27 protein-coding genes are annotated in these 25,488 nt (G+C 73.8%); 12 read left to right on the top strand and 15 right to left on the bottom strand.

Annotation, left to right across the window (positions count from 1 at the left end; genetic code table 11):
• Positions 1-61: 61 nt before the first annotated feature.
• Positions 62-637, top strand: a complete 576-nt coding sequence (locus tag FGE12_RS27875) for a hypothetical protein (RefSeq protein WP_153869679.1) — start codon at positions 62-64, stop codon at positions 635-637.
• Here the strand turns inward: FGE12_RS27875 and bioA are convergent.
• Genes bioA through FGE12_RS27860 form a run of 3 tightly spaced genes read right to left on the bottom strand, consistent with a single transcriptional unit; the run spans position 627 to position 3,753 of the window.
• Positions 627-1,967, bottom strand: a complete 1,341-nt coding sequence (gene bioA, locus FGE12_RS27870; protein ID WP_194798350.1) for an adenosylmethionine--8-amino-7-oxononanoate transaminase — start codon at positions 1,965-1,967, stop codon at positions 627-629. The genes FGE12_RS27875 and bioA overlap by 11 nt on opposite strands.
• Before the next feature lie 54 nt (positions 1,968-2,021).
• On the bottom strand, positions 2,022-3,425 hold the full coding sequence (locus tag FGE12_RS27865; RefSeq protein ID WP_153869677.1) for a sugar porter family MFS transporter: 1,404 nt from the start codon (positions 3,423-3,425) through the stop codon (positions 2,022-2,024).
• Between the two features lie 31 nt (positions 3,426-3,456).
• Positions 3,457-3,753 carry a hypothetical protein gene (locus FGE12_RS27860; protein WP_194798349.1) on the bottom strand — a complete coding sequence of 99 codons (297 nt, stop codon included), beginning with the start codon at positions 3,751-3,753 and terminating at the stop codon, positions 3,457-3,459.
• A gap of 182 nt (positions 3,754-3,935) precedes the next feature.
• On the opposite strand from FGE12_RS27860, the gene FGE12_RS27855 reads away from it, so the two are divergent.
• The 3 genes from FGE12_RS27855 (at position 3,936) to FGE12_RS27845 (ending at position 5,958) form a co-directional block, all read left to right on the top strand.
• Positions 3,936-5,153, top strand: coding sequence for a GNAT family N-acetyltransferase (locus FGE12_RS27855; RefSeq protein ID WP_153869676.1), 1,218 nt, complete (start codon positions 3,936-3,938; stop codon positions 5,151-5,153).
• A 143-nt stretch (positions 5,154-5,296) separates the two neighbouring features.
• Positions 5,297-5,596 (top strand): hypothetical protein, encoded by a 300-nt coding sequence (locus FGE12_RS27850; protein WP_153869675.1) that lies wholly within the window; start codon positions 5,297-5,299, stop codon positions 5,594-5,596.
• Complete coding sequence (locus FGE12_RS27845) at positions 5,593-5,958, top strand: hypothetical protein (RefSeq protein ID WP_153869674.1); 366 nt, start codon at positions 5,593-5,595, stop codon at positions 5,956-5,958. Before FGE12_RS27850 ends, FGE12_RS27845 begins: the two co-directional genes overlap by 4 nt.
• A 54-nt stretch (positions 5,959-6,012) precedes the next feature.
• Here FGE12_RS27845 and FGE12_RS27840 read toward each other — a convergent pair whose 3' ends face one another.
• Positions 6,013-7,566 carry a glycosyltransferase family 39 protein gene (locus tag FGE12_RS27840; protein ID WP_153869673.1) on the bottom strand — a complete coding sequence of 518 codons (1,554 nt, stop codon included), beginning with the start codon at positions 7,564-7,566 and terminating at the stop codon, positions 6,013-6,015.
• Between the two features lie 121 nt (positions 7,567-7,687).
• On the opposite strand from FGE12_RS27840, the gene FGE12_RS27835 reads away from it, so the two are divergent.
• The gene (locus FGE12_RS27835) at positions 7,688-8,377 is read left to right on the top strand and encodes a suppressor of fused domain protein (RefSeq protein ID WP_194798348.1); all 690 of its coding nucleotides are present in this window, start codon (positions 7,688-7,690) and stop codon (positions 8,375-8,377) included.
• Here the strand turns inward: FGE12_RS27835 and FGE12_RS27830 are convergent, their stop codons facing one another.
• Positions 8,378-9,211 carry an alpha/beta hydrolase gene (locus FGE12_RS27830; protein ID WP_153869671.1) on the bottom strand — a complete coding sequence of 278 codons (834 nt, stop codon included), beginning with the start codon at positions 9,209-9,211 and terminating at the stop codon, positions 8,378-8,380.
• 602 nt (positions 9,212-9,813) lie between these two features.
• On the opposite strand from FGE12_RS27830, the gene FGE12_RS27825 reads away from it, so the two are divergent.
• Positions 9,814-10,269 (top strand): tetratricopeptide repeat protein, encoded by a 456-nt coding sequence (locus FGE12_RS27825; protein WP_153869670.1) that lies wholly within the window; start codon positions 9,814-9,816, stop codon positions 10,267-10,269.
• Here the strand turns inward: FGE12_RS27825 and FGE12_RS27820 are convergent.
• The 6 genes from FGE12_RS27820 to FGE12_RS27795 form a co-directional block, all read right to left on the bottom strand.
• Positions 10,266-12,620 carry a PAS domain S-box protein gene (locus tag FGE12_RS27820; protein ID WP_194798347.1) on the bottom strand — a complete coding sequence of 785 codons (2,355 nt, stop codon included), beginning with the start codon at positions 12,618-12,620 and terminating at the stop codon, positions 10,266-10,268. The genes FGE12_RS27825 and FGE12_RS27820 overlap by 4 nt on opposite strands.
• Before the next feature lie 108 nt (positions 12,621-12,728).
• Entirely contained in the window at positions 12,729-13,412 is a 684-nt protein-coding gene (locus tag FGE12_RS27815; RefSeq protein ID WP_153869668.1) for a class I SAM-dependent methyltransferase, read from the bottom strand.
• Between the two features lie 19 nt (positions 13,413-13,431).
• On the bottom strand, positions 13,432-13,797 hold the full coding sequence (locus tag FGE12_RS27810) for a response regulator (protein ID WP_153869667.1): 366 nt from the start codon (positions 13,795-13,797) through the stop codon (positions 13,432-13,434).
• Between the two features lie 206 nt (positions 13,798-14,003).
• Entirely contained in the window at positions 14,004-14,747 is a 744-nt protein-coding gene (locus tag FGE12_RS27805; RefSeq protein WP_194798346.1) for a head GIN domain-containing protein, read from the bottom strand.
• Between the two features lie 35 nt (positions 14,748-14,782).
• Complete coding sequence (locus tag FGE12_RS27800; protein WP_194798345.1) at positions 14,783-15,166, bottom strand: two-component system response regulator; 384 nt, start codon at positions 15,164-15,166, stop codon at positions 14,783-14,785.
• Positions 15,167-15,287: 121 nt separating this feature from the next.
• Positions 15,288-16,472, bottom strand: a complete 1,185-nt coding sequence (locus tag FGE12_RS27795) for a S41 family peptidase (protein WP_153869664.1) — start codon at positions 16,470-16,472, stop codon at positions 15,288-15,290.
• A gap of 62 nt (positions 16,473-16,534) precedes the next feature.
• On the opposite strand from FGE12_RS27795, the gene FGE12_RS27790 reads away from it, so the two are divergent.
• The 4 genes from FGE12_RS27790 to FGE12_RS27775 all read left to right on the top strand — a co-directional run bounded on the left by FGE12_RS27790 (position 16,535) and on the right by FGE12_RS27775 (position 19,696).
• The gene (locus tag FGE12_RS27790) at positions 16,535-17,161 is read left to right on the top strand and encodes a LuxR C-terminal-related transcriptional regulator (protein ID WP_370459174.1); all 627 of its coding nucleotides are present in this window, start codon (positions 16,535-16,537) and stop codon (positions 17,159-17,161) included.
• A gap of 60 nt (positions 17,162-17,221) precedes the next feature.
• Entirely contained in the window at positions 17,222-17,503 is a 282-nt protein-coding gene (locus FGE12_RS27785; RefSeq protein ID WP_153869663.1) for a hypothetical protein, read from the top strand.
• 373 nt (positions 17,504-17,876) lie between these two features.
• On the top strand, positions 17,877-18,776 hold the full coding sequence (locus FGE12_RS27780; RefSeq protein ID WP_153869662.1) for a S1C family serine protease: 900 nt from the start codon (positions 17,877-17,879) through the stop codon (positions 18,774-18,776).
• Between the two features lie 8 nt (positions 18,777-18,784).
• The gene (locus FGE12_RS27775) at positions 18,785-19,696 is read left to right on the top strand and encodes a S1C family serine protease (protein WP_153869719.1); all 912 of its coding nucleotides are present in this window, start codon (positions 18,785-18,787) and stop codon (positions 19,694-19,696) included.
• A gap of 40 nt (positions 19,697-19,736) precedes the next feature.
• On the opposite strand, the gene FGE12_RS27770 is transcribed toward FGE12_RS27775, so the two are convergent.
• Positions 19,737-20,768 (bottom strand): LuxR C-terminal-related transcriptional regulator, encoded by a 1,032-nt coding sequence (locus FGE12_RS27770; RefSeq protein ID WP_153869661.1) that lies wholly within the window; start codon positions 20,766-20,768, stop codon positions 19,737-19,739.
• A 249-nt stretch (positions 20,769-21,017) separates the two neighbouring features.
• Positions 21,018-21,287: a hypothetical protein gene (locus FGE12_RS27765; protein WP_153869660.1), complete on the bottom strand. Its 270-nt coding sequence runs from the start codon at positions 21,285-21,287 to the stop codon at positions 21,018-21,020.
• 237 nt (positions 21,288-21,524) lie between these two features.
• Between FGE12_RS27765 and FGE12_RS27760 the strand changes: the two genes are divergently transcribed.
• Both FGE12_RS27760 and FGE12_RS27755 read left to right on the top strand, forming a co-directional pair.
• Positions 21,525-21,785, top strand: coding sequence for a VOC family protein (locus tag FGE12_RS27760; protein WP_153869659.1), 261 nt, complete (start codon positions 21,525-21,527; stop codon positions 21,783-21,785).
• The gene (locus FGE12_RS27755; RefSeq protein WP_153869658.1) at positions 21,782-22,345 is read left to right on the top strand and encodes an SMI1/KNR4 family protein; all 564 of its coding nucleotides are present in this window, start codon (positions 21,782-21,784) and stop codon (positions 22,343-22,345) included. The genes FGE12_RS27760 and FGE12_RS27755 overlap by 4 nt, the downstream gene beginning before the upstream one ends.
• A gap of 36 nt (positions 22,346-22,381) precedes the next feature.
• Here the strand turns inward: FGE12_RS27755 and FGE12_RS27750 are convergent, their stop codons facing one another.
• Both FGE12_RS27750 and FGE12_RS27745 read right to left on the bottom strand, forming a co-directional pair.
• Entirely contained in the window at positions 22,382-22,978 is a 597-nt protein-coding gene (locus tag FGE12_RS27750; RefSeq protein WP_153869657.1) for a thioredoxin family protein, read from the bottom strand.
• Positions 22,979-23,002: 24 nt separating this feature from the next.
• Entirely contained in the window at positions 23,003-25,264 is a 2,262-nt protein-coding gene (locus FGE12_RS27745) for a protein-disulfide reductase DsbD (protein ID WP_153869718.1), read from the bottom strand.
• Between the last annotated feature and the right edge of the window lie 224 nt (positions 25,265-25,488).

Here is a 25,488-nt window from a genome sequence, read left to right as displayed (position 1 = left end):
TCAGCAGGGCCGCGGCCGGCGCGCTCCGATGCGCGGGCCCTCCTGCGGGGGGACGTACCCGATGAGGCAGATGCAGTCGGAGGGCACGCTGCAGGCGAGCGGGCTGCTCGCGCGCAGCTATCGCAAGGCGCTCGGCGAGCGGGGCCTGCTCGTGCCGCTGTGCGCGCGGCTCTCTCCGGCGAGCGCGCGCGCCATCAGCGAGCCCCCCGGCCCCGTGAGCTGGACCTCCGCCGCGTGGGTGCTGGAGACGACGCAGGCGCTGCAGCTGCTCGCGGGCCGCGAGGCCTGCCGCGAGCTGGGGCTCGCGATGTCGCACGACATGGTGGGCGGCGTGCTCGCCCCCATGGCCAAGACGGCGCTCGCCCTCTTCGGCAGCACGCCGGCGAACCTCTACCCGCGGCTGGGCACCTACACCGCGCTGCTGATGCGCGGGGTGGACTTCACCTGGACTCCCACCGACCCGCGCGGCGGCACCCTCGCGTTTCGCACCGAGGTGCCGATGAACGACGGCTTCGCGGCCGTGTGGGAGGGCGCCTTCCTCTTCCTGCCCGAGGCCTGCGGCGTGAAGGGCGCGCACGTGCGCGCGGCGCGCTTCGATGCCGGCGGGCGCAGCGCCCAGGTGACCATCAGCTGGTAGGGGCGCTGGCCGCCTCGCGCAGGCTCTCCTCCACCACGCCCAGCAGCTCCTCGAGCGCCGCGTCCGGCAGGTTGAGCGCGGGAGCGATGTACACGGTGTTCCCCATGGGGCGCAGGTACACGCCGCGCCGGCGCGCCGCTGCGTACACGCGCCAGCCGCTCTGCGCGAGGTAGCCGCCCTCGCCCAGGTCCACCGCGCCCACCATGCCGAGCGCGCGCGGGCGCACCAGGCCCGGAATCTCCTCGGCCATGCGGTGGAAGGCCTGGTGGATGCGCGGCGCCTTGCGGGCGACCTGTCCCAGCACGTCCTCGTCCCGGTACACCGCGAGCACTTCGCGCGCGATCGCCGCGCCGAGAGGATTTCCGCAGTACGAGTGGCCGTAGTAGAGCGCGCGCTGAGCGCCGCCGAGGAAGCCCGCGAAGAGCCGCTCCGAGGCCAGCGTCACGCCGAAGGGCAGCAGCCCTCCGCTCAGCGCCTTCGCGAGGCAGAGCAGGTCGGGCACCACGCCCGCGAGGTCGCACGCGAAGAGCGCGCCGGTGCGCCCGAAGCCGGTGAACACCTCGTCCGCGATGAGCAGCGTGTCCGTGGCGAGCGTGGCCTCGCGCACCGCGCGCACGAACTCGGGCGAGTACAGCTGCATCCCGGCCGCGCCCTGCAGCAGGGGCTCGAGGATGACGGCGGCGATCTCGTCCGGGTGCGCGCTGAGCGCCTGCTGCACCTCGGCGAAGGCGCGCTCCCAGCCGCCCTCCTCCGCGGGGCTCGGCACCTGCACCACGTCGAAGAGCAGCGGGCCGAACACGTCGCGGAACAGCGCCACACCGCCGACGCTCGTGGCCCCCACCGTCTCGCCGTGGAAGGCGCCCGAGAGCGTGATGAAGCGCGTGCGCCTGGGGCGCCCGTTCTGCGCCCAGTACTGCGCGGCCATCTTGATGGCCACCTCCACCGCGGTGCTCCCGTTGTCGGAGTAGAAGACGCGCCCCAGCTTGCGCTCCGCCGGCAGCTGCGGGTCCTTCGCGCCGGGGGCGAGCGCCGCGAGCTCGGCGGCGAGCCGGGCCGCGGGCGCGTGGGTGACGCCCGCGAGCGACACGTGCGCGAGGCTCGCGGCCTGCTCGGTGAGCGCGCGCACCAGGCGCGGGTGGCGGTGGCCCAGCGTGCACACCCACCAGCTGCCGTTCGCATCCAGGTAGCGCGTGCCGTCCACGTCCCAGAAGTAGGCGCCCTCCGCGCGCTCGGCGACGAGCGGATCCGTGTGCGCGATGTACGCGTCCATCGCGGTGTAGGGGTGCCAGACGTGGCGCTTGTCCAGGGTGACGAGGTCGGAGCGGTTCACGGCCGCAGGGTTTGCCCCCAACCGGCCCCGGGTTCAAGCGGCGACATCTCGCCGTTACATTTCCTCCAGGTGCTTCCCCTTCGTCTCGCGGACGAAGCGCAGCACGAAGAGCAGCGAGAGCAGGGCCGCGCCCGTGTACAGCCCGTAGGCGAGGCCCAGCCCTGCCTCTTTCAGCGCGGGGAAGGTGGCGGAGACGAGGAAGTTGGCCACCCACTGCACGCTCGCGGCGAGCGAGAGCGCGAGCGCGCGGAGGCGGTTGGGGAACATCTCGCCCAGCAGCACCCAGACCACCGGCCCCCACGAGAAGCCGAAGCAGAAGACGTAGAGGTTCGCCGCGACGAGCGCGAGCGTGCCCTGCCCGCCTGCGAGCGCGGGGTTGCCCGCGGCGTCCACCGGCGCGCTGCCGAAGGTCCACGCGAGCGTCCCCAACGCGAGCACCATCCCGGCGCTGCCCAGCAGGAGCAGCGGCCGGCGCCCGAAGCGGTCCACGCACGCGATGGCGATGAGCGTGGTGACGATGTTGGTGACGCCCGTGAGCGCGGTGATGGCGAGCGCGTCCTGCTCGCTGAAGCCCACCGCCTGCCACAGCACGCTCGAGTAGTAGAAGATGACGTTGATGCCCACGAGCTGCTGGAAGGCGCTGAGCACCACGCCCACCCAGACCACCGGCAGCAGGCCCAGCGCGGGGCCGCGCAGGTCGGAGAGGCGCGGAGCGTGCTCCAGCTGCAGGGTGAGGCGGATCTGCTCCACGCGGGACTCGGCCGCCGCGCCCTCGATGAGCCGCAGCGTGAGCAGCGCCTCCACGCCGCGCCCCCTGGCCACGAGGTAGCGCGGGCTCTCCGGGATGAGCCAGGCGCCCAGGCCGTAGAGCAGCGCCGGCGGGACCTCGGAGAGGAACATCCAGCGCCAGGCGGGCAGCCCCAGCCACAGCGTCCCCTGCGCGCTGCCCGCCGCGCGCGCGAGGCCATAGTCGGCGAGCAGCGCGAGGAAGATGCCGACCACGATGGCCAGCTGCTGCAGGCTGCCGAGCCGGCCGCGCAGGTGCGCGGGCGCGACCTCGGCGATGTACGCGGGCGCCACCACGCTCGCGACGCCCACCGCGACGCCGCCCACGAGCCGCCAGAGGCTGAAGTCCCACAGCGAGAAGGCGAGCGCCGAGCCCACGCCGCTCAGCGTGAAGAGCACCGCGGCCACGCGCATCGCGCCCAGGCGGCCCGAGCGGTCCGCGAGCCTCCCTGCGAAGGCCGCGCCCACCGCCGAGCCCAGGAGCGCCGAGCTCACCGCGAGCCCGGTGCCGGTGCTGCCCGCGGCGAAGCTGCTCGCGAGCGCGGCGACCGCGCCGTTGATGACGGCGGTGTCGTAGCCGAAGAGGAAGCCGCCCACGGCGGCCGCCGCCGCGATGAGCACGATGCGCCCGGTGGCCCCCGCGGGAGGCCCCACCTCGAGCACGCGCGCCATCGCGTTCCCTCCTGACTACGTCCCGCTCACGTCACTCGTCCTTCTTGTTCCCGTACAGCTTGCGCTCGGGAGGAATCGAGTCGTCCTCGAGCTTCTTGCGGGTCTCGTCGCCGCCCGTGTACGTGTCCGGCAGGCCGCGCTCGTTGCCGGCGCCGTTGTAGGGGCTGCCCACCTCGGTGCGCTGTCCGCCGCGCTGGTCGTCCATGCTGTTGAGGAACTCGGCGCGGCCCTCGGCGGGCACCTCGTCGCCCGCGGCCTCGGGATCCTTCTGCTTCGCCGGGTCCACCGGGATGCCCATCGGCTTCTTGAGCCACTCCTTGCGGTCCATGTCTTTTGCGCTCCGGGTCTGGGAGGGCCGGCGCTGGTGCCGGCCGCACACGTCACAGGCTCACGGTGTGCATCCCGGGCCCGGCCCGCCCACGCGCCGCCCCGTGCGCCCGGGTGCAGGGCGGACGGCCAGGCGGACGGAGCGGGTGCGCGGCCGCGGGGGCTTCGTTAGACAGGGGGCCTATGACGAAGCAGGGCCTCCCCTCCCTCGCCGCCGCCGCCCCCGAGACGCCCCGCCTGCGCCTGCTCGCGGGAATCCGCGAGGTCCCCGCCGCGACGTGGGACGCACTCGTCGGCGCGGACGCCCCGCCCTTCCTGCGCCACGCGTGGCTGCTCGCGCTCGAGGAGAGCGGCAGCGCGAGCAGTGAGACGGGCTGGGAGCCCATGCACCACACGCTGTGGCGCGGCGAGCAGCTGGTGGCCGCGGCGCCCGCGTACCGGAAGTTCCACAGCATGGGCGAGTACATCTACGACTTCGGCTGGGCGGGGGCGGCCTCGCGGCTGGGCATCGAGTACTACCCGAAGCTCCTGGTGGGCGTGCCCCTGAGCCCCGCCACTGCGCCGAGGCTCCTGGTCGCCGCGGGCGAGGACGTGCCCGCGCTGCAGGACGCGCTCGCACAGGCGCTGCGCGCGAGCGCGGAGGAGGAGGGGCTCAGCGGCCTGCACGTCATCTTCCCGCCCGAGGCCGAGGCCGCGAGGCTGGAGGCGCACGGGCTCGCGCGGCGGCTCACGCTGCAGTACCACTGGCGCAACCCGGGCTACGCGACGTACGCGGACTACCTCTCACGCTTCGACAGCAAGCGGCGCGCGCAGCTCAAGCGCGAGCGCGCGGCGGCGGGCTTCCAGGGCATCACCATCCGCACGGTGAAGGGCGAGGAGCTGACGGCGGCGCACGCGCGGCTCGCGTACGACTTCTACGAGAGCACCAACGAGAAGCACTCCTGGGGGCAGATCCAGCTCAACCGCGACTTCTTCCTGCGCGTGTTCCGCACGATGCGCGACGCGGTGGAGCTGGTGGTGGCCGAGCGCGAGGGGCGCGTCATCGCAGGCGCCTTCAACGTGGCGAGCCGCACGCGGCTGTACGGGCGGTACTGGGGCGCGCTCGAGGAGCACCCCTTCCTGCACTTCAACGTGTGCCTCTACCACTCGGTGGACGAGTGCATCCAACAGGGGCGCGAGGCCTTCGAGCCGGGCGCAGGCGGCGAGCACAAGATCTCCCGCGGCTTCCTGCCCACGGGCATCCACAGCGCGCACCTGATTCACGACCGCAGGCTGGACAACGCGGTGCGCGCGTCGCTCATCCACGAGCGCGAGCACCTGCAGCGCGCCGTGGACGAGGCGGAGGAGATCGCCGGCATGAAGCCGTGGCCTCTCGCTCCCGCAGGCAACGCGAAGAAGTGAGCGAAGATGTCCCCTCTCCCTCTGGGAGAGGGACGGGGTGAGGGAAGAGGGCTTCTCCCGAGCACCCGCGCACCACCTGCTGTACCTTCTCGCGAGCCCACGATGCCGGGCCGAAGAGGAGGTGCCGCATGCTGGGAAAGGGGATGCCTGTTTCCCTGACGCCCACGGACTGGGGGGACTGGTGCTTCGTCTTCCTCTTTCTCGGCGTCTTCGCTGTGGCGCTCGCTGCCATCGGGCACGCCTCCACGAGCGACGGGGTCTTCCTCTTCTGGCCATGTTGGCTGGGCTTTGCCACCAGCCTCGTCGTGCACTCGGGTCGCCGCGCCCTGCTCCTCCTGCGCAACGAGGCCTCGACGGTGGACGGCGGTGACGAACTCCTGGTCGGCAGCATGCTGGCCTGCTTGGTCCTCAGCTTCGCGACGCTGGTCCTCTTCTGCCGGTGAGGGGCTCGCTGCGGCACTGCCTGGGGCTCTTCGCGGCGCTTGCGCTCAGTGGCTGCGCGAGCCGTGGCGAGACGCTCGCGCACCTTCGCGCGGACCGGCAGTGGCTGCAGGACGCGCCCGCGAGTGAGGAGTCCATCGAGCGTGGTGGCTACTCCGTGCGCTCGCTCGTCGGGACTTCTCGCGAAGAGTTGCGCGCACAGCTCGGGACTCCAGAGCGCGTGTTCTACGAAGAGGAGCGTCAGGTCGAGGAGTACGTCTTCACGCGCCTGGCTCCGGGCTCGTTCGGGCTCGGGCGTGTCCTACGCCTCGAGTTCGATGCAGCGGGTCGCTGCAGCCGTGCGCGGTGGACGATCTACGAGTGACGCAGAGAGAAGCGGCAATCCCTCACCCCGACCCTCTCCCAAAGGGGACAGGTCTCAGTTGTAGTTCTTCACCTTCGGCCACAGCTCCGCGAGTGGGGGGTGCAGGCCGCGGCAGAGGTGAATCGTGAGGGCCTGCTCGTAGGGCATCGCGTTCTCCACGCGCGGCACGCGCCCCACCAGCGTCACCTCGCGGCACAACGTGCGCAGCTGCTCCACGTCGCCCTCGCCCACCACGAGCACTACCTCGCCGGTGACCCCGCGCCGTCCCCACAGGAAGTACGTGTTGTGGCCGCTGAGCACCGGCGGCAGGCCGCGGTTGCGCCCGAGCCACTCGAGCGCGCCGGCCTCGCCGTAGTTCTGCACGAAGATGCCTGCGCGGGAGCGCTCCTCCGGCGAGAGCTTGCCCACCGCGCCCGCCACCGCGTCCACCAGCTCCGGCCAGCCGAACTGGTCCGCGAAGTGCTGTGGCAGCGCATTGAACTGGTGGTTCTCGTCGCGCGGGGGCTGCACGCCGAGCGCCGCCTGGTAGCGCACGAAGGTGTCCACCGGCAGCACCGGAATTCCCAGCGGCGCGACCGCGAGCCCGGTGAGCCCCACCAGCGCCACCACCGCCCCGCGCGCGAGCCGCGGCAGGCGCGCCTCCGCCCACACCCCTCCGGCCGCGAGCAGCAGCGGGAACGCCGGCGCGAGGTAGTAGGTCTTCGCCTTGAGCACCACCATCACGAGCAGCACGGCGACGAAGCCCACCCCCAGCGCGCGGTAGGGCCGCAGCGGCCGCCACGCGAGCAGCGCCGCGAGCCCCGCAAGCCACAGCGGCGCTGCGAGCGGCCCGATGAGCAGCAGCTGCTGCCCGAGGAAGTTGCCCACGCTGAAGGGCGCGTTCTTTCCCGCCTGCCCCGCCCGCAGCAGCTCGAGCATGGGAAAGCCACGCGACGCCTGCCAGTAGAGGTTCGGCAGCACGCAGAGCAGCGCGAGCCCCAGCGCGAGGAGGAAGACGCGCGTGGCGAGCACCCGGCGCGAGGGCGTGGCGAGCAGCCCCGCCACCAGCGCCACCGTCCAGAAGGCCATCGAGTACTTGTTCAGCAGCCCCACGCCCACCACCAGCCCCAGCGCGGCCCAGGTGCCGGTGCGCGGCGTCTCCGCCTGCAGCAGCCGCACGAGCAAGAGCGCCGCGCCCGTCCACAGCAGCGGCTCGAAGCTGTTCATCGTGAGCAGGTGTCCGCCCACCACGAGCACCGGCGCCACGGCCACCGCCACGCCCGCGAGCAGCGCCGCGGGCCTCGCGCCGCCGAGCGCCCGCGCGAGCCGCGCGGTGAGCAGCACCAGGCCCGTGTGCGCGAGGGCCGCGGGTAGGCGGAACAGCCCCACGCTGTCGCCCGCGAGCGCGCTCGAGAGCCGCGAGACGAGCGCGATGAGCGGCGGCTGATCCACGTAGCCCCACGCGAGCCGCTGCCCGCAGGCGATGAAGTACAGCTCGTCGCGGAAGAAGCCATAGCGGCCGTTGGTCGCCAGGTGCAGCGCGAGCGCGGCGAGCGCCACGCCCCACACGGCGGGACCGAGACCAGGCGCCTCGGGAGCGGCGGGAGCAGCTTCGGAGCGGGAGGTCATGGGGCGCACGCTCGGGGCTACGGGGGGAGCGGCGAGCCTATTGCAGCGCCTGGCTGCCTGCAGGGCGCCCATGCATGAATCCGCGCTTCCCCTCGCGGCCCGCTGGAGTAGTTTGGGCCCCGTGAAAGCGCCCGAGGAGCACGACGCGTTCTGGCAGTGGTACGAGGATGTCTGGGCCGACCGCGACGAGGTCGAGTACCCCAAGTTGTTCGGAGAGATCAGCGAGGGGGTCTTCACCCTCGACCAGACGGACGCCCTGCAGGCCTGGCTGGAGTCTGACCTCGCGCAGGTGGGCGAGCTGGACCCGAACTGGGGCGGCTACGGCGTGCGCGTGGCCCCGCCCACGCCCGAGCACCCGTCCTGGAGCTACGTGACGAGCGGCCTGTCCAACCCCTTCACGCTCGCGCCGGGCATGGAGTTCGCGGACGACGCTCCGAGCGGCATCGGCTACGAGATGGTCATCCACACGCCCGAGGAGGCGCAGTGGCCGGTGCTGCGGCTGCTGGACATGATGGCCTACAACCTCGTGTGCCTGCGCGCCTTCGCGCTCGGCCACCGCTACCCGGTGGAGGGCACGCTGGACGGCGCGGCGGAGACGAAGCTGAACGGCGTGGTCTTCGTGCGCGACCCCTCGCGCCCCGCGCACTTCGACCTGCCCAGCGGCCGCGTGCAGCTGCTCACCCTGGTGGGCGCGACGAAGAACGAGATGGCCTTCGCGCGCTCCAACGGCGTGGACAAGCTGATGGCCAAGCTGCACGAGGCGGGCAGCGGCGTGGTCACCGACTGCACGCGCGCGGAAGTGAAGCTGTAGCTACTTCGCTTCGCGGCGCACGCGCTCGAGGAACGCGAGCGTGCGCGCCGTGGGGCCGTCCTGGGCGCTCTTGCCCAGGTCCACGCTGAGCTGCACGTGGTCCTTGCCGGGCGCGGGGTACAGCTCCGCGTGGCCGCCCGCGTGCTCGAGCGCGCGCGTGAGCAGGCGCGCCTGCTGGCCCGCGCGGGGGCCCTCGCCGGTGTAGAAGACCAGGAAGGGCGGCACGGCGCGCTTCTGGCGCAGGTGCGTGACGGGGGAGGCATCCTCCCACGCGGGGCCCGGCTCGCCGAAGGCGACGTGGAACACCTGGCGCAGCCGCGGACTGAGCGCCGCGTGGCGGGGCACGTCGTAGCCCGCGCCATCCAGCAGCACCACGCCGCGCACCGCGCTCAGGGGCACGCCTTCCGCCGCGAGGTAGCGTGGGTCTGCCACGAGCAGCGCGACGAGGTGCGCGCCCGCGGAGAAGCCGCAGAGCACGAAGCGCTGGGGGTCCAGCCCGCGCGCGCTCGCGTTGCGATAGAGCCAGCCCACGGCGCGCGCGAGGTCCTGCACCTGCTCGGGGTGACGCACCGCGGGCGCGAGCCGGTAGTTCGCACTCGCCCACGCCCAGCCGCGCTGGAGGAAGAAGTCCGGGTGTGGCGTGTGGAACACCTTGTCGCCCTGCGTCCAGGCGCCGCCATGCACGAAGAGGAAGAGGGGCGCGGGCTGCGGGCCCTCGGGCAACTGCAGGTCGAGCCGCTGCGCGGGCGCACTGCCATAGGCCACGTCGCGCTGGCTGCGGGGCGCAGGAGCAGCGAGCAGGAGCGCGGCGGCGAGCACGGAGAGCGCGGACATGGGCCGATGCTGCCCGAGTGCGCGCGCATCAGCGAGTGCTCCCTCGCGTGGATGGCGGCGGCGCTGCCGATGCGTGCCTCTGCGTTCGAGCGAGCCACACGGCGCAGGTAGAGCGTCGAGACGGGACGGGTGATGGAGCGCCTGCGCCCTTCGCGAGGGGGCGCTGCCTGCCCGCACCGCTCAGGGGTGACACGCGCGCCGCTTGGCGCACGGGTGATGGCGTCCCTCGCGCGCTCTTGCCGCCACCGGCTCTGCGTCGGCTCGGGGCGGCCCCACCCGCACGCCGCCCCGGCTGCCCCTGGAATGAAGCTTGGCTCGCCCTCTCCACCCTTCACTTACCGTGCGGGCCCCCTCCGGAGCCGACGGCTGCGGCGCGCAAAAACGTAAAATAGGATTTTACGTTTTTGCATCGCGCGCCCCTGTGCGCCCGGGAGGGGCGTCTCCTTTCGAGACGGCAGTCCCGCACGCCGTGGACGGCTTCACCCAGCCGGAGAAGCCCCGTCCCCTCCCAAGCTTCTCCTTCTCGAGTCCGTGCACCTCGCGCCACTCCCGCAAGTCCCTCCTGCTCGTCGCTGCAGTCGAGCGCTAGGCTGCGGCGTACCATGCGCCACGCCTCCGCCCTCGCCCTCCTCCTGCTGCTCTGTGCCTGCTCCCGTTCCTCGGACAACGCGGCCCCGGATGCAGGCCGCGCGGACGCGCAGTGCCCGGGCGGCTTCGTGCAGGGCTGCCTGCAGGCGGCCTACAAGGCCGAGCGCACGGGCGACACGAAGGGCGCCGCGGCCATGTACCGCCGCGCCTGCGACGACGGCGAGGCGAGCGCCTGCAACCGGCTGGGCGCGATGACCTGGGGCGGCCTGGGCGTGGCGGCGGACCCCGCGGGCGCGTACGCGCTCTACGCGCGCGCCTGCGAGCTCGGGGACGGCGCGGGCTGCTTCAGCGCCGCCATCTGCCACCGCACCGGCACCTGCGCGACGAAGGACGAGGCGCAAATGAAGCGCCTGATGCAACGCGGTTGCGAGTTGAAGGACGCGCGCGCCTGCGCCGAGGCGAAGCGCTAGGCGTCCAGCACCTCGCGCACGCGGCGCAGCAGCACCTGCAGGTCGAAGGGCTTCTCGAGCAGCCCCACGCCCTCCACCAGCACGCCGCGGGTGGCCACCGCCTCCTCGCTGTAGCCGGACATGAAGAGCACGCGCGCCGGCACCCCGCGCGCGCGCAGCTCGCGCACCAGCTCCGCGCCGCCCATCTCCGGCATCACCACGTCCGTGAGCACCAGGTGCACGGGCCCGTCATGCGCGGCGAGGACTTGAAGGGCGTCCGCGCCGTGCTTCGCCTCGAGCACGCGGTAGCCCTGGCGCTCGAGGATGCGGCAGGCCGCGCCCCGCACCGGCGCCTCGTCCTCCACCACCAGCACCGTCTCGTGGCCGCCGGGCGCGGGGTGCGCGCCGTCCGCCTCGTCCTCCGTGCCCTGCGGGGCCGCGGGGGCGCGCGGCAGCAGCACCCGGAAGGTGGAGCCCGCGCCCGGGCTGCTCTCCACCTCGAGCGCGCCGCCCGACTGCTGCACGATGCCGTACACCGTGGAGAGCCCGAGCCCGGTGCCCTTGCCGGCCGCCTTGGTGGTGAAGAAGGGCTCGAAGAGGCGCGCGCGGGTGGCCGCGTCCATCCCGATTCCGGTGTCGCGCACGCTCAGCACCACGTAGGGCCCCGCGGGCAGCCCCGCGGCGTTGCCCTGCGCGAGCGCCACCTCCGAGGTCTCCACGCCGAGCAGCCCGCCGTGGGGCATGGCGTCGCGCGCGTTGACCACCAGGTTCATCAGCACCTGGTCCACCTGGCCGGGGTCCGCCCACACGCGCGAGGGCGTGCGCGCGAGCTCCGTGGCGAGCACGATGTCCTCGCTCAGGAGCCGGCGCAGCATGCCCTCCAGGCCGCGCACCTTCTCGTTGAGGTCCAGGAGCGCCGGCTGCAGCACCTGGCGCCGGCTGAAGGCGAGCAGCTGCCGGGTGAGGCGCACCGCGCGCTGCGCCGTGTCCGCCACCACCGCGAGGTCCTCGCGCGCCTGGCTGCCCGCGGCCACCTCCTCGCGCGCGAAGTCCGTGTGCGCGGTGATGATGGTGAGCAGGTTGTTGAAGTCGTGGGCCACGCCGCCCGCGAGCCGGCCCACCGCCTCCATCTTCTGCGCCTGGCGGAACTGCTCCTCCAGCGCGCGCTGCTGCGTCACGTCGCGCGCGTTCACCACGAAGCCGGCCATGGCTGGGTGGTGGGTCTGGTTCCACCAGTAGGTCTCCAGCGTGCGCCAGCTGCCGTCGCGGTGGCGTGCGCGGTACTCCACCGTCACGGCGTTGCCCGGGGCGCGTGAGCACTCCTCCAGGCGCGCGCGCACCGCGGACAGGTCCTCGGGGTGCACGAAGTCGAAGCCGCGGTGGCCCACCATCTGCTCGGAGGAGAAGCCGAGCACGCGGGTGACGGCGGGGCTCACGTACGCGAAGCGCCCCTGCGCATCGAGCACCGCCACCAGGTCGCGCGCGTTCTCGATGAGGGCGCGGAAGTACTCCTCGCTCTTGCGCAGGCGCTCCTCGGCGGCGCGGCGCTCGCTCAGGTCCATCATCGCGCCGATGCCGCGCACCGCCTGGCCCTGCGCATCGCGCAGGAAGTAGCCGCGGTCCAGCACCGCGGCGTAGCTGCCGTCCGCGCGGCGGAAGCGGTACTCGTCCACCCACGCGTGGCCCTCGCCCTGCAGCGCGCGGTCGAGGCTCGCGAGCACGCGCGCGAGGTCGTCCGGGTGCAGCTGCGCCTCCCACCACGCGAGCGAGGGCTGCACCTCGTGCGGCGAGTAGCCGAGCATCGTCTGCATCGCCTCGTTCCAGCGCAGCTCGCCGCTGGGGATGTCCCAGTCCCAGACCAGGTCCTTCGTGGCGCGCCCGAGCATGCGCAGCCGCTCCTCGGCGTCCAGCAGCGCCTGCTGGCGCTGGCGCCGCTCGCTCACGTCCATCAGGTGGGAGAGCACGTGCAGCGGCTCTCCCGCGGGGCCGAGCACGAGCGAGGCGCTGACCTCGGTCCACACCTCGCGTCCATCGCGGTGCAGGCTGCGCCGCTCGTACTTCACCGCGCGCTGCCGGCCGGAGACGAGCTCGGCGTGCGCCCACATCGCCTGGTAGCGGTCCTCCGGGTGCACGCGGGTGCGGAAGTGCTGGCCGCGCACCTCCTCCTCCGAGAGCCCGAACATCTCGCGGTACGCGGGGTTCACCCGCAGCAGCTCGCCCTCCAGCGAGCAGATGGACATGCCGACGGGCGAGGACTCGAAGGCCGCGACGAAGAGGGCCGGGAGCGAGGTCTCCGCCGGAGCGGCAGGCCCCGACGACTGCGCGGAAGGGGGCAGCGCTCCGGGGAGCAGGACGGGGGTGCGCGAGGACATGGGCGGGGAGCTGGCGCGCATCGTTGCGCGGCAGGGGCCCCGGGAGCAAAGCCCCGGGTGCGCAGCCTGCCCGCCTGTCCGGGTCCGCCGACACCCGGCGCCCCGCACCTACCCGCGCCGCGCGACCTCCCAGAACCCGTAGTGCAGGGTGAGGGCGGGGCCTTGGGGGCCGTCCGGGTGCAGCTCGAAGGCGGGCGCGTGCGCGTACGCGAGCGGCTGCAGCCGGGCCGCCTCCAGGGCTTCGGCGCAGGCGAGGAAGGGCCAGAGGTGCAGCGTCACCGGGGGCTCCACGGCGGGGAGGCGCAGGTGGGGGGCCTCGTGGCCGGGCAGCCCCGCGCGCCGCTCGAGCACGCTGAAGAGGGCGCGGCCGCCGGGGCGCAGCGCCGCACCCAGGTGCGCGAGCGCGCGCGGCAGGTCCGCGCAGAAGTCGAGGCAGCCGAGCGCGAGCGCCGCATCGAAGGGGCCGAGCTCCGCGGGCACGGGCTCGAGGAAGCTGTGCACCCGGTACACGCCGGAGGGGCGGCCCTCGCGGGCGAGCGCGAGCATCGGCTCGGCGAGGTCCAGCCCCACCACCTGCACCTGCGGCGGAAGCGCGCGGGTGAGCTGCCCGCTGCCACAGCCCAGGTCCAGCACGCGCGGCGCGGGACCCCCCTCCTGCAGGCGCTCCTCGAGGAAGCGCTCGGCGCGCGGCGCGTAGCGGTGCAGCGTGGGGTAGAGCGCGTCGTAGAGGGGGGCGAGGGCCGCGTAGAGCGCGCGCACCTGGGGCTCCTCGGCTCTCGCGTCCTCGGCCATCCCCTACCCTAACCCGCGCTCAGACGGCGGGCACGGGCTCGGCGCGGGCCCAGCCGGCGTGGCGCGCCACCACGCTGCGCAGCTGCTCGAGGCTGAAGGGCATCTCGAGCAGGTCCGCCGCACCCTCCGGCCACTGGCGCCGCGGCGAGAGCAGCACCACGGGCACGTGCTGCAGGAGCCCGCGCTCGGCGAGGCGGGCGAGCACCTCGCGCCCCTCGCGCAGCGGGTACTTCGTGCCCAGCAGCACCAGGGCGGGAAGCTCTGCGGGGTGCCCGGTCCGCAGCTGCGCGAGCAGTGCCTCCGCGCTCGCCGCCGCCTGCACCTGGTACCCGTCCTCCTCCAGCAGCTGCACGAGCGACTGCCTCAGCGGCGCATAGGGTTCCATCACCACGACTGTCCTTGCCGCCGCCACCGCGTGTCCCCCCCCTCCGGCCCCTGCCCCGACGGAGCAGAGGGCTTTCAAGCCACATGCCAGCCGCCGCGCCCGCGCACCTGTGCAGCGGAGCACAGGGCCGCAAGGGGGCCTTCGCAAGCGGGTGGGGCGGCCGGGTGGGAAGCGCTTTTCCCAGGGGCGGAAAAAGCGCGGGGAGCCTACTGGCGGTGGGTGACGTCGCCGCTGCCGTGGATGGAGGTGCGCTCCACCTTGCCCTCGCCGTACCAGGTCACGTCGCCCGAGCCGTGGATCTCGAAGGCAAGGGTGCCGCCGTCGGCCGTGATGGCGGCGTCGCCCGAGCCGTGGATGGCCACGCTCGCGTCGCGGGCGCTGAGGCCGCGCGCCTTGAGGTCGCCCGAGCCGTGGATGCCCGCCTCGAGCCGCTCGGCCTTGCCGCCCTCGAGGGTGACGTCCCCGCTGCCGTTGATGTGCACGGTGAGGCTCTTCGCCGAGCCGCGGTAGGTGAGGTCTCCGGAGCCCTCGACGCCGAGCTCCAGCGCATCGGCGGGGCTCGAGCGCTGCACCTTCACGTCCCCGGAGCCGTGGATGTTCACGGCCGCGAGCGCCGGCATCACCAGCTCGACCTTCGAGCCGCGGCTCTCGTCGATGCCGTTGCCCTCGGTGGAGATGACCAGCGTGTCGCCCTCCACCTTGGTGGTGAGCAGGGGCTGCAGGTTGCCGTCCACCGTGACGCGGGTGCTCGGGGTGGAGCCCTCGGTGATGACGACGTCCACGGAGGTGCGCAGGTCGACCTTCTGGAAGGCCGGCAGCTTGCGCTCCTCGGTCTTGAGCTGGCCGTTGCCCTTCGTCCCGCCGAGCCAGGAGAAGGGGCTCGCGAGGGCGGGCGCGGCGGTGAGCAGGGCGAGGGGCAGCAGGGCGGTGCGGAGGAGGGAGTGGCGCATGGTGACCCTCTCTACGCCAGGCGCGCCCGGCGATTTCATGTCCCGCAGTGCTGGCGCACCACGGTGAGCAGCTCGTGGGTCTGGAAGGGCTTCAGGAGGCAGGCCTGGGTGCCCTCCGGGGGGCTGGCCTGGGTGGCGGAGACCACCACCACGGGAATCTCGCGCAGGGCCTCGTGGCGCTGCAGCAGGCCGAGCAGCTGCTGGCCGCCCATCACCGGCATGCGCATGTCCAGGAGGATGAGGCCCGGGGCCCCCTTCTGGGAGAGCAGCTTCAGGGCCTCGTGGCCGTTGCCCGCGGTGAGCACCGGGTAGCCCTGCAGCTCGAGGAGCTCCTGCACGCTGGAGCGCACGTCCGGGTCGTCGTCGACGACGACCACCGACTTGCTGAACTCCGTCTTGTCCGCTTCCAGAGGCTGCATGGCGTCCCCCCCGCTTCCCGGCCACGTCGCACTGCACCTTAGGGGATCGGCCTGCATCCCACCAAACCGGGCCCGCGATCCGACACTGCGCTTGCCCCGCGGGACAGCCCCGCACGTCTCTCTAGGACCCGCCTGCCTGCTCGGCGGCCACATGGAGGGCGCGCTCGCGCTGGGGGTCCTTCCCCGCCGCCCACGGGAGCGCGGCCTCCACGGCCACGTCCACCGGCACGCCCCGCCCCTCCAGCCGCACCCCGTCCACCTGCCCGTCCTGTACCGCGAGGTAGAGCAGCGACCCGTCGGACAGCGCGAAGGCGCGGCCCGCCATGACCGCGCCGGCCGTGCGCTCGCCCACCAGGGTCGCAGCGTGGTGGCGCTGCAGCGAGAAGGCGACGAGCTCCTTGCCGCTGCGCGCGTTGCCGTTGACCAGCAGGACGACGGGCCGCTTCCAGCCCGGTGACCAGCTGTTGGCCCGCCCGTCGCGGCCGGAGAAGCGCAGCACGGGCAGGAGCGGGTTGAAGAGGTTCACGAAGTCCGGGTTGCAGCCGCCCCAGCCGTCGCGGAAGTCGAGCACCAGCGCGTCCGCGTCCTTGAACGCGCCCTGCAGCGTGGCCTCGAGGAGGTCCTGGTGCTCGGTGCCCGCACAGGAGAAGAGGGGCTGGTAGGCGATGCGCTTGCCCGCGACCTGCACCACCTCGCTGCCCTTCTCCTGCGCCTGCAACCATTCGGCCTTGGGGTCCACGGAGCGCGGGCGCACGGTGAGCTGCAGCGGGGGTGCGCCGCGCTCGCGCTCGACCGTGAGCTTCACGTCTTTGCCGGCCTTGCCCGCGAAGGAGCGCACCGGGTGGAAGGGGCGGCCGTCCGCCTCGAGCAGGCGGTCTCCGCGCAGCAGGCCCGCGGCCCGGGCGGGGCTCGCGGCGAAGACGTGGCGCACGATGAGGCCCTCGGGGAGCTCGACGACGTCGATGCCCACGCTCACCGCGCGCGGAGGGCTGCGCCAGGGGCCCTTGAGCGCGGCGCCGAAGATGGCGCGCAGCTGCGGGTGCTCCACGCTGTCGGACGGGTAGTACGCCGTGTGCGAGGTGTGCAACTCGGCGAGCGCGGCGCGGGTGAGGCGGGTGAAGTCGTCCGCGCCCTTCGCCTCGCGCGCGTAGCCGGCGTGGGCGCGCGCCCAGCTCTCTGCGGCCCCGGGGTCGTAGAAGTTCGCGCGCACCGTGGAGACCAGCTCGTCGCCGAGCGCGCCGTAGCGCGGGGCCGCGGCGCGGGCCGTGGAGGCGAGCAGCAGCAGGAGCAGGAGCAGCGGGCGCATTTAACGCGCAACCGGGCGGGGGCGAGCGCGCGGAGCGGGCGGCCGTTAGTGCAGCAGACACCGTGAGGCTGCACGACGACGCCACCCTCGAGTTGCACATCGCGCTGCTGGCGGAGGACCCGCTGGTGCGCGGGGCGCTCGCGCGGGCGCTCTCGGACGCGGGCGCGCCGCGGGTCACGCCCGGGAGCTCGGTGGGCGAGCTGGAGACGGCGCTGGCCGAGAGTGCGCCCGATGCGCTGCTCTGGGACGCGGGGCTGCACGCCGCGGGGCCGCTGGAAGCGCCGGAGGTGGGCGGCGCCCCGGTGCTCGCGCTGGTGCCGGACGAAGCGGTGGCCGAGCGGGCGCTGGAGGCGGGTGCGCGGGGCCTGCTCCCGCGGGATGCGAGCGCCGCGCAGCTGCTCGCGGGGCTCACGGCGCTCGCTCACGGGCTGCTCGTCTTCGAGCCCTCACTCGCGCCGCTGCGCAGCAGCACTCCTCACCGCACGGTTCCCGAGGCCCTCACCCCGCGCGAGCGCGAAGTACTGCAGTTGCTCGCAGAGGGCGCGAGCAACAAGGACATCGCGCAGCGGCTCGCCATCAGCGAGCACACGGCGAAGTTCCACGTGAACGCGGTGCTAGCGAAGCTCGGCGTGCAGCGACGCACCGAGGCGGTCGTGCGCGCGGCGCGGCTCGGGTGGGTGACGCTCTAGATCCGGGTAGGCAAAGTGGATCTCGATCGCAGATGCTTCACTGAAAGAGCCATGCACTACGTGACGATCGACGGCCTGATGTCGGGCACCGGCATCCGAGACAGCTTCGCGGGTGGGTACATCAGCCCCAGTGACCTGAAGCTGTCCGAGCTCCTGCAGAGAAGAATCTCCAATTGGCTCAGCCGGTACGAGCAGGCCCACTTCAGGCAGTACGACAGCGTTGACGAGCTTTCGGAGTTGGATGCAGAGGGACTCGCCATTGCTCGCGTCGTGAGGGACGAGCTACCTGGCTCCAAGGTTGAGTACTTCTCCAGTGGACGGATGGCCAAGCTCGACCTTTAGCTGCCGAGCCTGCCCCGACTCCCTCACCGGACACCGCGTCGGGCACGCTGTGTTACGCATCCCGAATGGTGCGTTCAGCGGTTGAGACCGCGGACGAGAACCCCCGACATTTCCGAACAGCAGCGCGGAGCACTCGTCCCGGGAGGGGTGGTCACTCATCTGGACGGAGCACTTCGTCCAGCACCGCGCGCCCCCGGAGCACCTCGCAGGGTGGCGCCCTCAAGCGCTCGGCACCTGCGCTCCGCGACCTTCCCTCCCCTGCCCTCCAGGAGCCAATCCTCCCCGAATGGGCAGGTCGCTCCCCTCCCCTTCCAGCGGATGTGGCGCGCGGGCGGCCTTCTTAGCCTTCGAGGCAAGAAAGGACGCACCCGCCATGACCTCGAAGACCCCCGATCTCACCTCTCTCTCGGAGTCCCTCGCCTCCGCCGTCTCCGCTGCATCACCTTCACTGCTGCGCATCGAGGGAGGTCGCCGCCACGGCGCCACCGGCATCGCGTGGAGCACGGACGGTCACGTGCTCACCGCGAGCCACGCCGTGGAAGCAGAGGAGGCGCTGCAGGTGACGCTCTCCGACGGCCGCACGCTGGAGGCGAAGCTGGTGGGGCGCGACCCCGCGCTCGACCTCGCGCTGCTCAAGGTCGACGCCCCCCTCACGCCGCTCGCGCACGCCCCTGACGCACAGGTGGGCCAGCTGGTGCTCGCGCTCGGCCGCCCCGGGCGCACGGTGCGCGCGACGCTGGGGATCGTGAGCGCGCAGGGCGAGGGCTGGCGCACGCACGCCGGAGGCAAAGTCGAGCGCTACCTGGAGACGGATGCGGACCGGCCGCCCGGCTTCAGCGGCGGGGCGCTGGTGGACACCGGCGGGCGGCTGCTCGGCATGACGAGCGCGGCGCTCGCGCGGCACGCGAACGTGGTGCTGCCGGTGGAGACGCTGGCGCGCGTGGCGGAGGGACTGCAGCGCCACGGCGGCGTGCGCCGCGGCTACCTCGGCGTGGGGGCGTACCCGGTGCGGCTGCCGCCTTCGGTCGCGAAGGAACTGGGTCGCGGGGGCGGACTCATCCTGCACTCGGTGGAGCCCGGAGGCCCGGCGGACCGCGCGGGGCTCGTGCAGGGTGACGTGCTCGTGAGCCTGGACGAGCAGCCGCTGCAGGACCTGCCGGACCTGCTCGGCTTCCTCGGCGGCGAGGAGCGCGTCGGTGCGGGCGTGAAGGCGCGCGTGCTGCGCGCGGGCGAGGCGCGCGAGGTGGCGCTCTCGGTGGGGCAGCGGCCGTGAGCACGACGATGCTGCAGCGCTTCAGCGACGAGCTCGAGGCGCTGGTCGCGCAGGCGAGCCCCGCAGTGGTGGGCGTGGAGCACGCGCGCGGCCACGGCAGCGGCCTGGTGCTCACGCCGGACGGCTACGTGCTGACCAACGCGCACGTGGTGAAGGGGGGCGCGCGGCGGCTGCGCGTGGTGCTCGCGGGGGGCGAGACGCGGCGCGCGGAGCGGGTGGGCACGGACGCGCTGACGGACCTCGCGGTGGTGCGGGTGGAGGGGGCGGCGGGGCTGCCCACGCTGCCGCTCGCGGAGGCGAAGGACGTGCGCGTGGGGCAGCTGGTGGTGGCGATCGGCAATCCCTTCCACCTCGAGCAGTCGGTGACGCTGGGCGTAGTGAGCGCGGTGGAGCGCACGCTGCCGGTGGCGCCGGGCGTGGTGCTGGAGGGGCTGCTGCAGACGGACTGCGCCATCAACCCGGGCAACAGCGGCGGGCCGCTGCTCAACGCGCGCGGGCAGGTGGTGGGCTTGAGCACGCTGGTGCTCCCGTACGCGCAGGGCATCGGCTTCGCGGTGAGCGCGACCACGGCCACGTGGGTGGCGGCGCTGCTCATCCAGAAGGGCAGCGTGGAGCGGCGCCTGCTGGGCATCAGCGCAGTGGCGATGGCGCTCTCGCCCGCGCGCGCGGCCGAGGCGGGGCAGGCGCGCGCCGTGCGCGTGGTGCAGGTGGGCGAGGGAAGCGCGGCGGCGCGCGCGGGAGTCCAGGCGGAGGACTTGCTCCTCGCGCTGGACGGACATCCCGTGGGCAGCGTGGACGACGTGCAGCGGCTCCTGTGCCTCTCGGCGGGGGAGGAGGTGCAGCTCGCGCTGCTGCGCGGGGGGACGCGGCGGCTGGTGTTCGCGCGGGCCGCGGCGGCACAACAGGCGCAGGCGGCTTGAGGGGCACGGTGGGGGAACCTTCCTCCCTCACCCTGACCGCTCAGGGACTCCACAGCCTCGCGAGGAGCGCGGCGCGGCTGGGCACCCCGCTCTTCTCGAGCACCGCGGACACGTGCACCTCCACGGTCTTCTCCGCGCACCCGAGCGCCTGGGCGAGGGCGCGGTTGGTATGGCCGCGGGCGAGCCCCGCGAGCACCTCGCGCTGGCGGGCGGTGAGCTTCCAGCGCTGCGCCATCTGGTCCACGCGGGCGGGCACCTGGGCCTCGGCGGCCTCGCGCACGGCCATGTAGGCCGCGGGCTGCTCGGGCAGGCTCACGCGGGTGAGCCGGAAGCCCGCGTCCGGCGCGGAGGGCTGGGCGAGCGCGCGCCGCAGCGCCTCGCGCACCTGCTCGCCGTCGCGCGCGAGTGCGGCCTCGCCCGCGGCGTTGGCGTGCAGGACCTCGGCGGCGCCGGTGACGAGGTAGCTCGCGGCGGGCAGCGCCTCGAGCGCCACCTCGAAGGCGCTGGCCTTGAGCCGCTCGAGCCGCAGCGCGCGCTCGCGCACCAGCCGGTCGCGCAGCACGGGGGCGAGGCGGCCCATCAGCTGGCGCTCGCGGGCGCCGAAGGGGCGGGCGCGCAGGGCGCCGAGCCAGCAGCGCAGCGCGCTGCCCTCGCACACCAGCACGCGCAGCTGGTCCAGCTCCGCGATGCCCAGGCGCGTGTAGAGCGCGTGCAGGGGCGGCGGCGTGGGGCGCCCGTGGGCATGCAGCTCCGCGAGCGTGCGCGGCACGTTGCGCTGCCAGGGCTCGGGGGCGAGCGCATCGAAGTGGCCGAAGCGCACCGGTGCGCCCTCGAAGAACTCGGCGACGAGGCGGGGCGCCTCGGGCCGCAGCCCCACGGTGTGCAGGAAGTCCAGGTGCACCCGCTCGCCCTCGACGCGCACCCCGTAGGCGACCACGGCGTCGGCGCCCAGCAGCGTCTGCACGCCGGGCAGCAGCGCCTCGAGCACCGGCGGCGCGCCCTCCACCCAGGTGTTCAGCTGCTGCGTCAGCGCGTGCAGGAGCGAGAGGTCACGGCTCGACAGTCGGGGCATAGGGTACGGCGCGCACGCGGGAGGGTGGGACCCGGCCAAACCGGGACGCTGAGGTAAAACCAGGGCTCCCCCCCAGGCCCGGAAACTCCAGCGACCGTTTTGGCGCAGAACGCCCCGGTTGGCCATGAGGGAAATCCCGTACGATGGGACTTTTCCACCCTGTAGGCCCTCTCCCTACGCGGGAGAGCCCCGGCGCCCGGGGCTCGGGCGCGGGCTCACCCCGCCGGGGCGGGCGGCGGCGGTGCGGTGTTACTCGCGGCGGTTGCCGTTGTCGCTGAGCGGAGGGGCGCGGCGGGTGTTGCGGTCGATGACGTCGTCGCCGGCGTCCGCGGCATCCACCGCCTTGCGGCCGATGCCCGCCTCGCCGCTCTCCTCGTCGGAGACGCTGGCGCGCCCGCCCTCATCGCGGTGGGCCATGTCCGCGTGCATGCGCTCCACGTCCTTCTTCAGCTCGCCGCTGTTCATGTCCTTCTGGCCGTGCATGCCGTGCTTCTCGGTCGCGTCGCTCTTCTTCGTCATGGGGGAGTGCCTTTTGAAGGGGTTGGGGGCTGCGTTCCGACAGGAAAAGCTCGGGGCGCGGGCGGGGTGCGGCAAGGCGCGGCAGGCAGGCCCGCCTGCTGCGCGGGCGCAGGAGGGCGCGCTCCCACAGGGCGGAATGCCGGCGCGCGCTCCCCTCCCCTGCGCCCGGTGGGGCCGGGGCCTGGTCGCCACGTCGAATTGACGGCGAGCGGCCGCTGCCGGGAGCATGCAGGGCGTATGGGGTCCGGGCCTGAGCTGCGCATCTGCATCGACGTGGACGAGCTCGAGCGGGGCATCGCCTTCTACACGGCGGCGTTCAGGCTGCGGGTGGGCCGGCGGCTGGGCAGCGCCTGGGCCGCGGGCGCGCGGCAGGAGGGCGCGGTGCAGGAGCAGGCGTGGGGGAGGATGGCGAACCTGGCGGACCCCTTCGGCCACGGCTTCTGCCTCCTGCAGCTGAAGGGGCGCGGCTATGACGCGCTCGCGGAGCCGGCGCCATGAGCGGCATGCGCCCGGAGCTGCAGGCGGAGCTGGAGCGGCTCGAGCGGCTGCTGCGCCGACACGGCGCGCCCTTCACGCGGCGCACGGGTGCGAGCGACCTGGACATCGCGCGGGCGGAGCGGCGCACCGGCATCCGCATGGACGAGGACCTGCGCGCGCTCTACCGCTTCAGCAACGGCAGCGAGTACGAGGAGGCCTGGTTCGCGGTGCACACCGACCAGCTCGAGCCCTTCCGGCTCTGCCCGCTGGACGAGGTGTGCACGCTGCACGGCTGGCAGCGCACGCACGTGGATGCGGCGCGCAACAACGGAGGCGTGGCGTGGGACCCGCGCGCGCGGCGCTACGATCAACACACGCGCTGGCTGCCCTTCGCGGACTTCGGCAACGGCAACGCGCTGCTGCTCTTCGACGCGGACCCGGCCCCCGGCGGCCACTACGGCCAGGTGCTCAGCTACCAGCACGAGCCGGACGCCATCCGCTACGCGGCGACCGGGCTGGTGGAGCTGCTGCGGCAGTCCAACGCGCTCTTCGAGGCGCACGCGGCCGAGCTGCTGGGCTAGCGGCCCGGCCGCGCGAGTGCTGCTGCTGCGGAAGCGCTAGCTCTGCTTGTACTTCACGCTGCAGCCGTAGGCCTCGGTGGTGCTCGAGGGCACGGGCTTGCCGCTGAGCACCGCGTCCACCGCGGTCTTCACGTAGTTCTTGGCGTTCGCGGTGTTGCGGCCGCGCGGGTCGTCGTCGATGGCGCCCGCGTAGCGCAGCACGCCCTTCGCGTCGATGACGTACATCTGCGGCGTGTGCTTCGCGCCGTAGGCGTGGCCGACGGTGCCCTCGGTGTCCAGCAGCACGGGGTACTTGAGGCCCTGCTCTGCCTTCCACGCCTTCGCGCTGCTCGCGGAGTGGGTGCTGGTGGAGTCCACCGCGAGCCACACCACCTTCGAGGGGTCCAGCGCGCCCTGCGTCTTCACCATCGTCTTGGCTTCGTAGTGGCGCTGCACGAAGGGGCACTCGGGGTTGGTCCACTCGAGCACCACCACCTTGCCCTTGTACTCGGAGAGGCTGTGCGCCTTGCCGCTCTCGTCCTTGAGGGTGAAGGCGGGGGCGGCCTCGCCCACCTTGGCTTCACCCGGGGCCTCCGCAGCAAGAGCGGGGGCAGCGGCGAAGAGGACCACGGCGACTGCGGAGAGAAGCTTCATGACGGCTCCTTCAGCGGGTGTGGGTCAGCACTTCTCGGGTCCGGCGCAGCCGGCGCCGGGAGCGGTGGGGCCGGCCGCGCGCGCGAGCGCCTCGAGCACGGTGTCGGCGGTGAGCAGCTCGGGCAGCACCTCGGGGGCGTGCGGGGCGCGGGGGCTGAGCACCAGGTACATGGGCACGCCGGCGCGCCCGTGGGCCGCGAGCTTCTGGCCGATGGTGGCGTCGCGCCGCGTCCAGTCCGCCACGAAGAGCGCGACCTTGTGGCGCGCGAAGGCGGCCTGCACGTCCTCGCGCTGCAGCACGGTGCGCTCGTTGAACTTGCAGGTGAGGCACCAGTCGGCGGTGAAGTCCACGAACACCGGGCGCCCGCTCTCGAGCGCCTTCGCCACCGCGCCCTCGTCCCAGGCGGCCGCGCGCCCGGCGACGCCCTCCGCGCTGCCCGCGCCGCGCCGCTCGCCGCCCTCGGCGAAGCGCAGCGAGAGCGCGCCCACGCTCACCACCACGAGCGCGCTGGCGAGCAGCCCCGCGAGCCGGCGCCGGCCGCTCGCCCCTTGCGCGAGCCCGTACAGCCACGCGGCGAGCCCCACCGCGGTGAGGAAGGCCGCGAGCCGCGCCATGCCGTCCACGCCCGCGAGGCCTCCCATCACCCACAGCAGCCACACCGTGGTGGCCAGCAGCGCGAAGCCCAGCAGCTGCTTCGCGCGCTCCATCCACGCGCCCGGCCGCGGCAGCAGCTTCGCGAGCCCCGGCACCAGCACCAGCACGCAGAAGGGCAAGGCGAGGCCCAGCCCCAGGGTGAGGAACACCGTGAGCACCGTGAAGGGCCCGGCCGCGAGCGCGAAGCCCACCGCGCTGCCCAGCAGGGGCGCGGAGCACGGGGTGGCGAGCACCACCGCGAGCACGCCCTCGCCCGCGCTGCGCGCGAGGCCGTGGCTCGCGTCCACCTTCTCGGCGAGCCCGCCCCCCGCGCCGCCCACGTGGAAGACGCCGAAGAGGTTGAGCGCGAAGGCGACGAGCACCGCCGCCACCGCCGCGACGAAGAGCGGCTCCTGGAACTGGAAGCCCCAGCCCACGCTGCGCCCTGCGGCGCGCACGCCGAGCACCGCGAGCGCGAGCGCGAGCATCGCGGCGAGGATGCCGCCCGCGTACGCGCCCGCGTGCAGCCCGACGCGGCCCCGCTCCTCCTGCACCATGCGGCTGAAGCCGTAGGCCTTGAGCGCGAGCACCGGGAACACGCAGGGCATCAGGTTGAGCAGCGCGCCGCCGAGGAAGGCGAAGAGCAGCACCAGCGGCAGCGAGAGGGGCGCGCCGCCCGGCGCGACCCCCGCGGAGCCCGCGGGCAGCACGGGGCGCACCTTGAGGGGCACCTCGCGCACCGGCGCGGGCGCCTGGGCAGCGGCCTCACCCGCAGCGGCCGCAGCCACCGGCGCGAGCGGCGCATCCAGCTCGAGCGAGGGCGCGCGCGCATCGCCGAGGCGCAGCACGCCGCGCAGCCGCGGGGCCTGCTTCGGCGCGTCCGGCTCCGCCTCGCCGGTGAGGCGGAAGGTGCCGCGCGTGCCGGTGGGCGCGAGCGCGAGCTTCGCCACGCCCGGGATGCGCTCGGGCACGAAGAAGTCCTTGGCGAAGGCGTCCGCCGCGCGCGGCAGCGCGGGGCCGGCGAGCGTCACGGTGCCGCTGAAGGGCTTGCCCGCGGTGAGCTCCTTCTGCTCGAGCGCCACCTGCACACTGAAGCCCGCGGGCGCGGCGGGCCGCGGCACGCCGAGGGCCGCGGCGTCGAAGAGGGCCGAGGCCTGCGCGTCCTTCGCGCTCGCGGGGCCCACCGGCAGCGTGCGGGTGAGCAGCAGCTGGGCGGGCAGACACTGCACCTCGCACACCAGCGCGTCCACCGCGGCGCTCAAGGTGAGGCCGCCCTGCGCCTGCTCGCTCGCGCGCGCGCTCGCCCACAGGAGCACCTCGTCCGCATAGCCGTAGGTGGTGATGAAGCCGTCCGGGGTGCGGAAGGTGGACGGGAAGGGCCACTGCAGCGCGTCCACCGTGGTGCCCGGCGTGTCCCAGGCCACCTCGGTGGCGAGCCCGCTGTCGCCCGGGTTCTTCCAGTACATGTGCCAGCCCGGGGAGAGCCGGAAGCGCACGCCCACGCGGAAGGTGTCCCCGGCGCGCACCTGGGACACGTCCGTGAGCAGCTCCGCCGCGACGCGGTAGGTGCCGCGATCCTTCGCGCCCTCGGCCGTGGCCCCGGCAGCCACCGGCGCCGCCTGCGCCCCGCCCGCTCCCAGGCACACGAGCATCGCCAGCGCGAGCGCCGCGCGCCCGCTGCTCACCACCCGCCTCTGCTGCTGCTGCGACCTGCGCTGCCCGTGCATGGGCCTCCCCGTAACCGGTCTTCGCCCCTCTTTCCACCCCGCGCTAGAACGCAGGAGGGTGGCGCGCGGCAACAGCACGCAGGGGGATGCCATTTCCGGCCACCTGTGCGGCGAGCAGGCGCGGAGTTTCAGACCGGACGTGTCAGGGG

The organism is Aggregicoccus sp. 17bor-14 (assembly GCF_009659535.1).
In the GTDB taxonomy this organism is placed as follows: Bacteria; Myxococcota; Myxococcia; order Myxococcales; family Myxococcaceae; genus Aggregicoccus.
The sequence above is the reverse complement of the archived record's forward strand: the minus strand, read 5'-3'. Positions and strand labels throughout refer to the sequence as shown.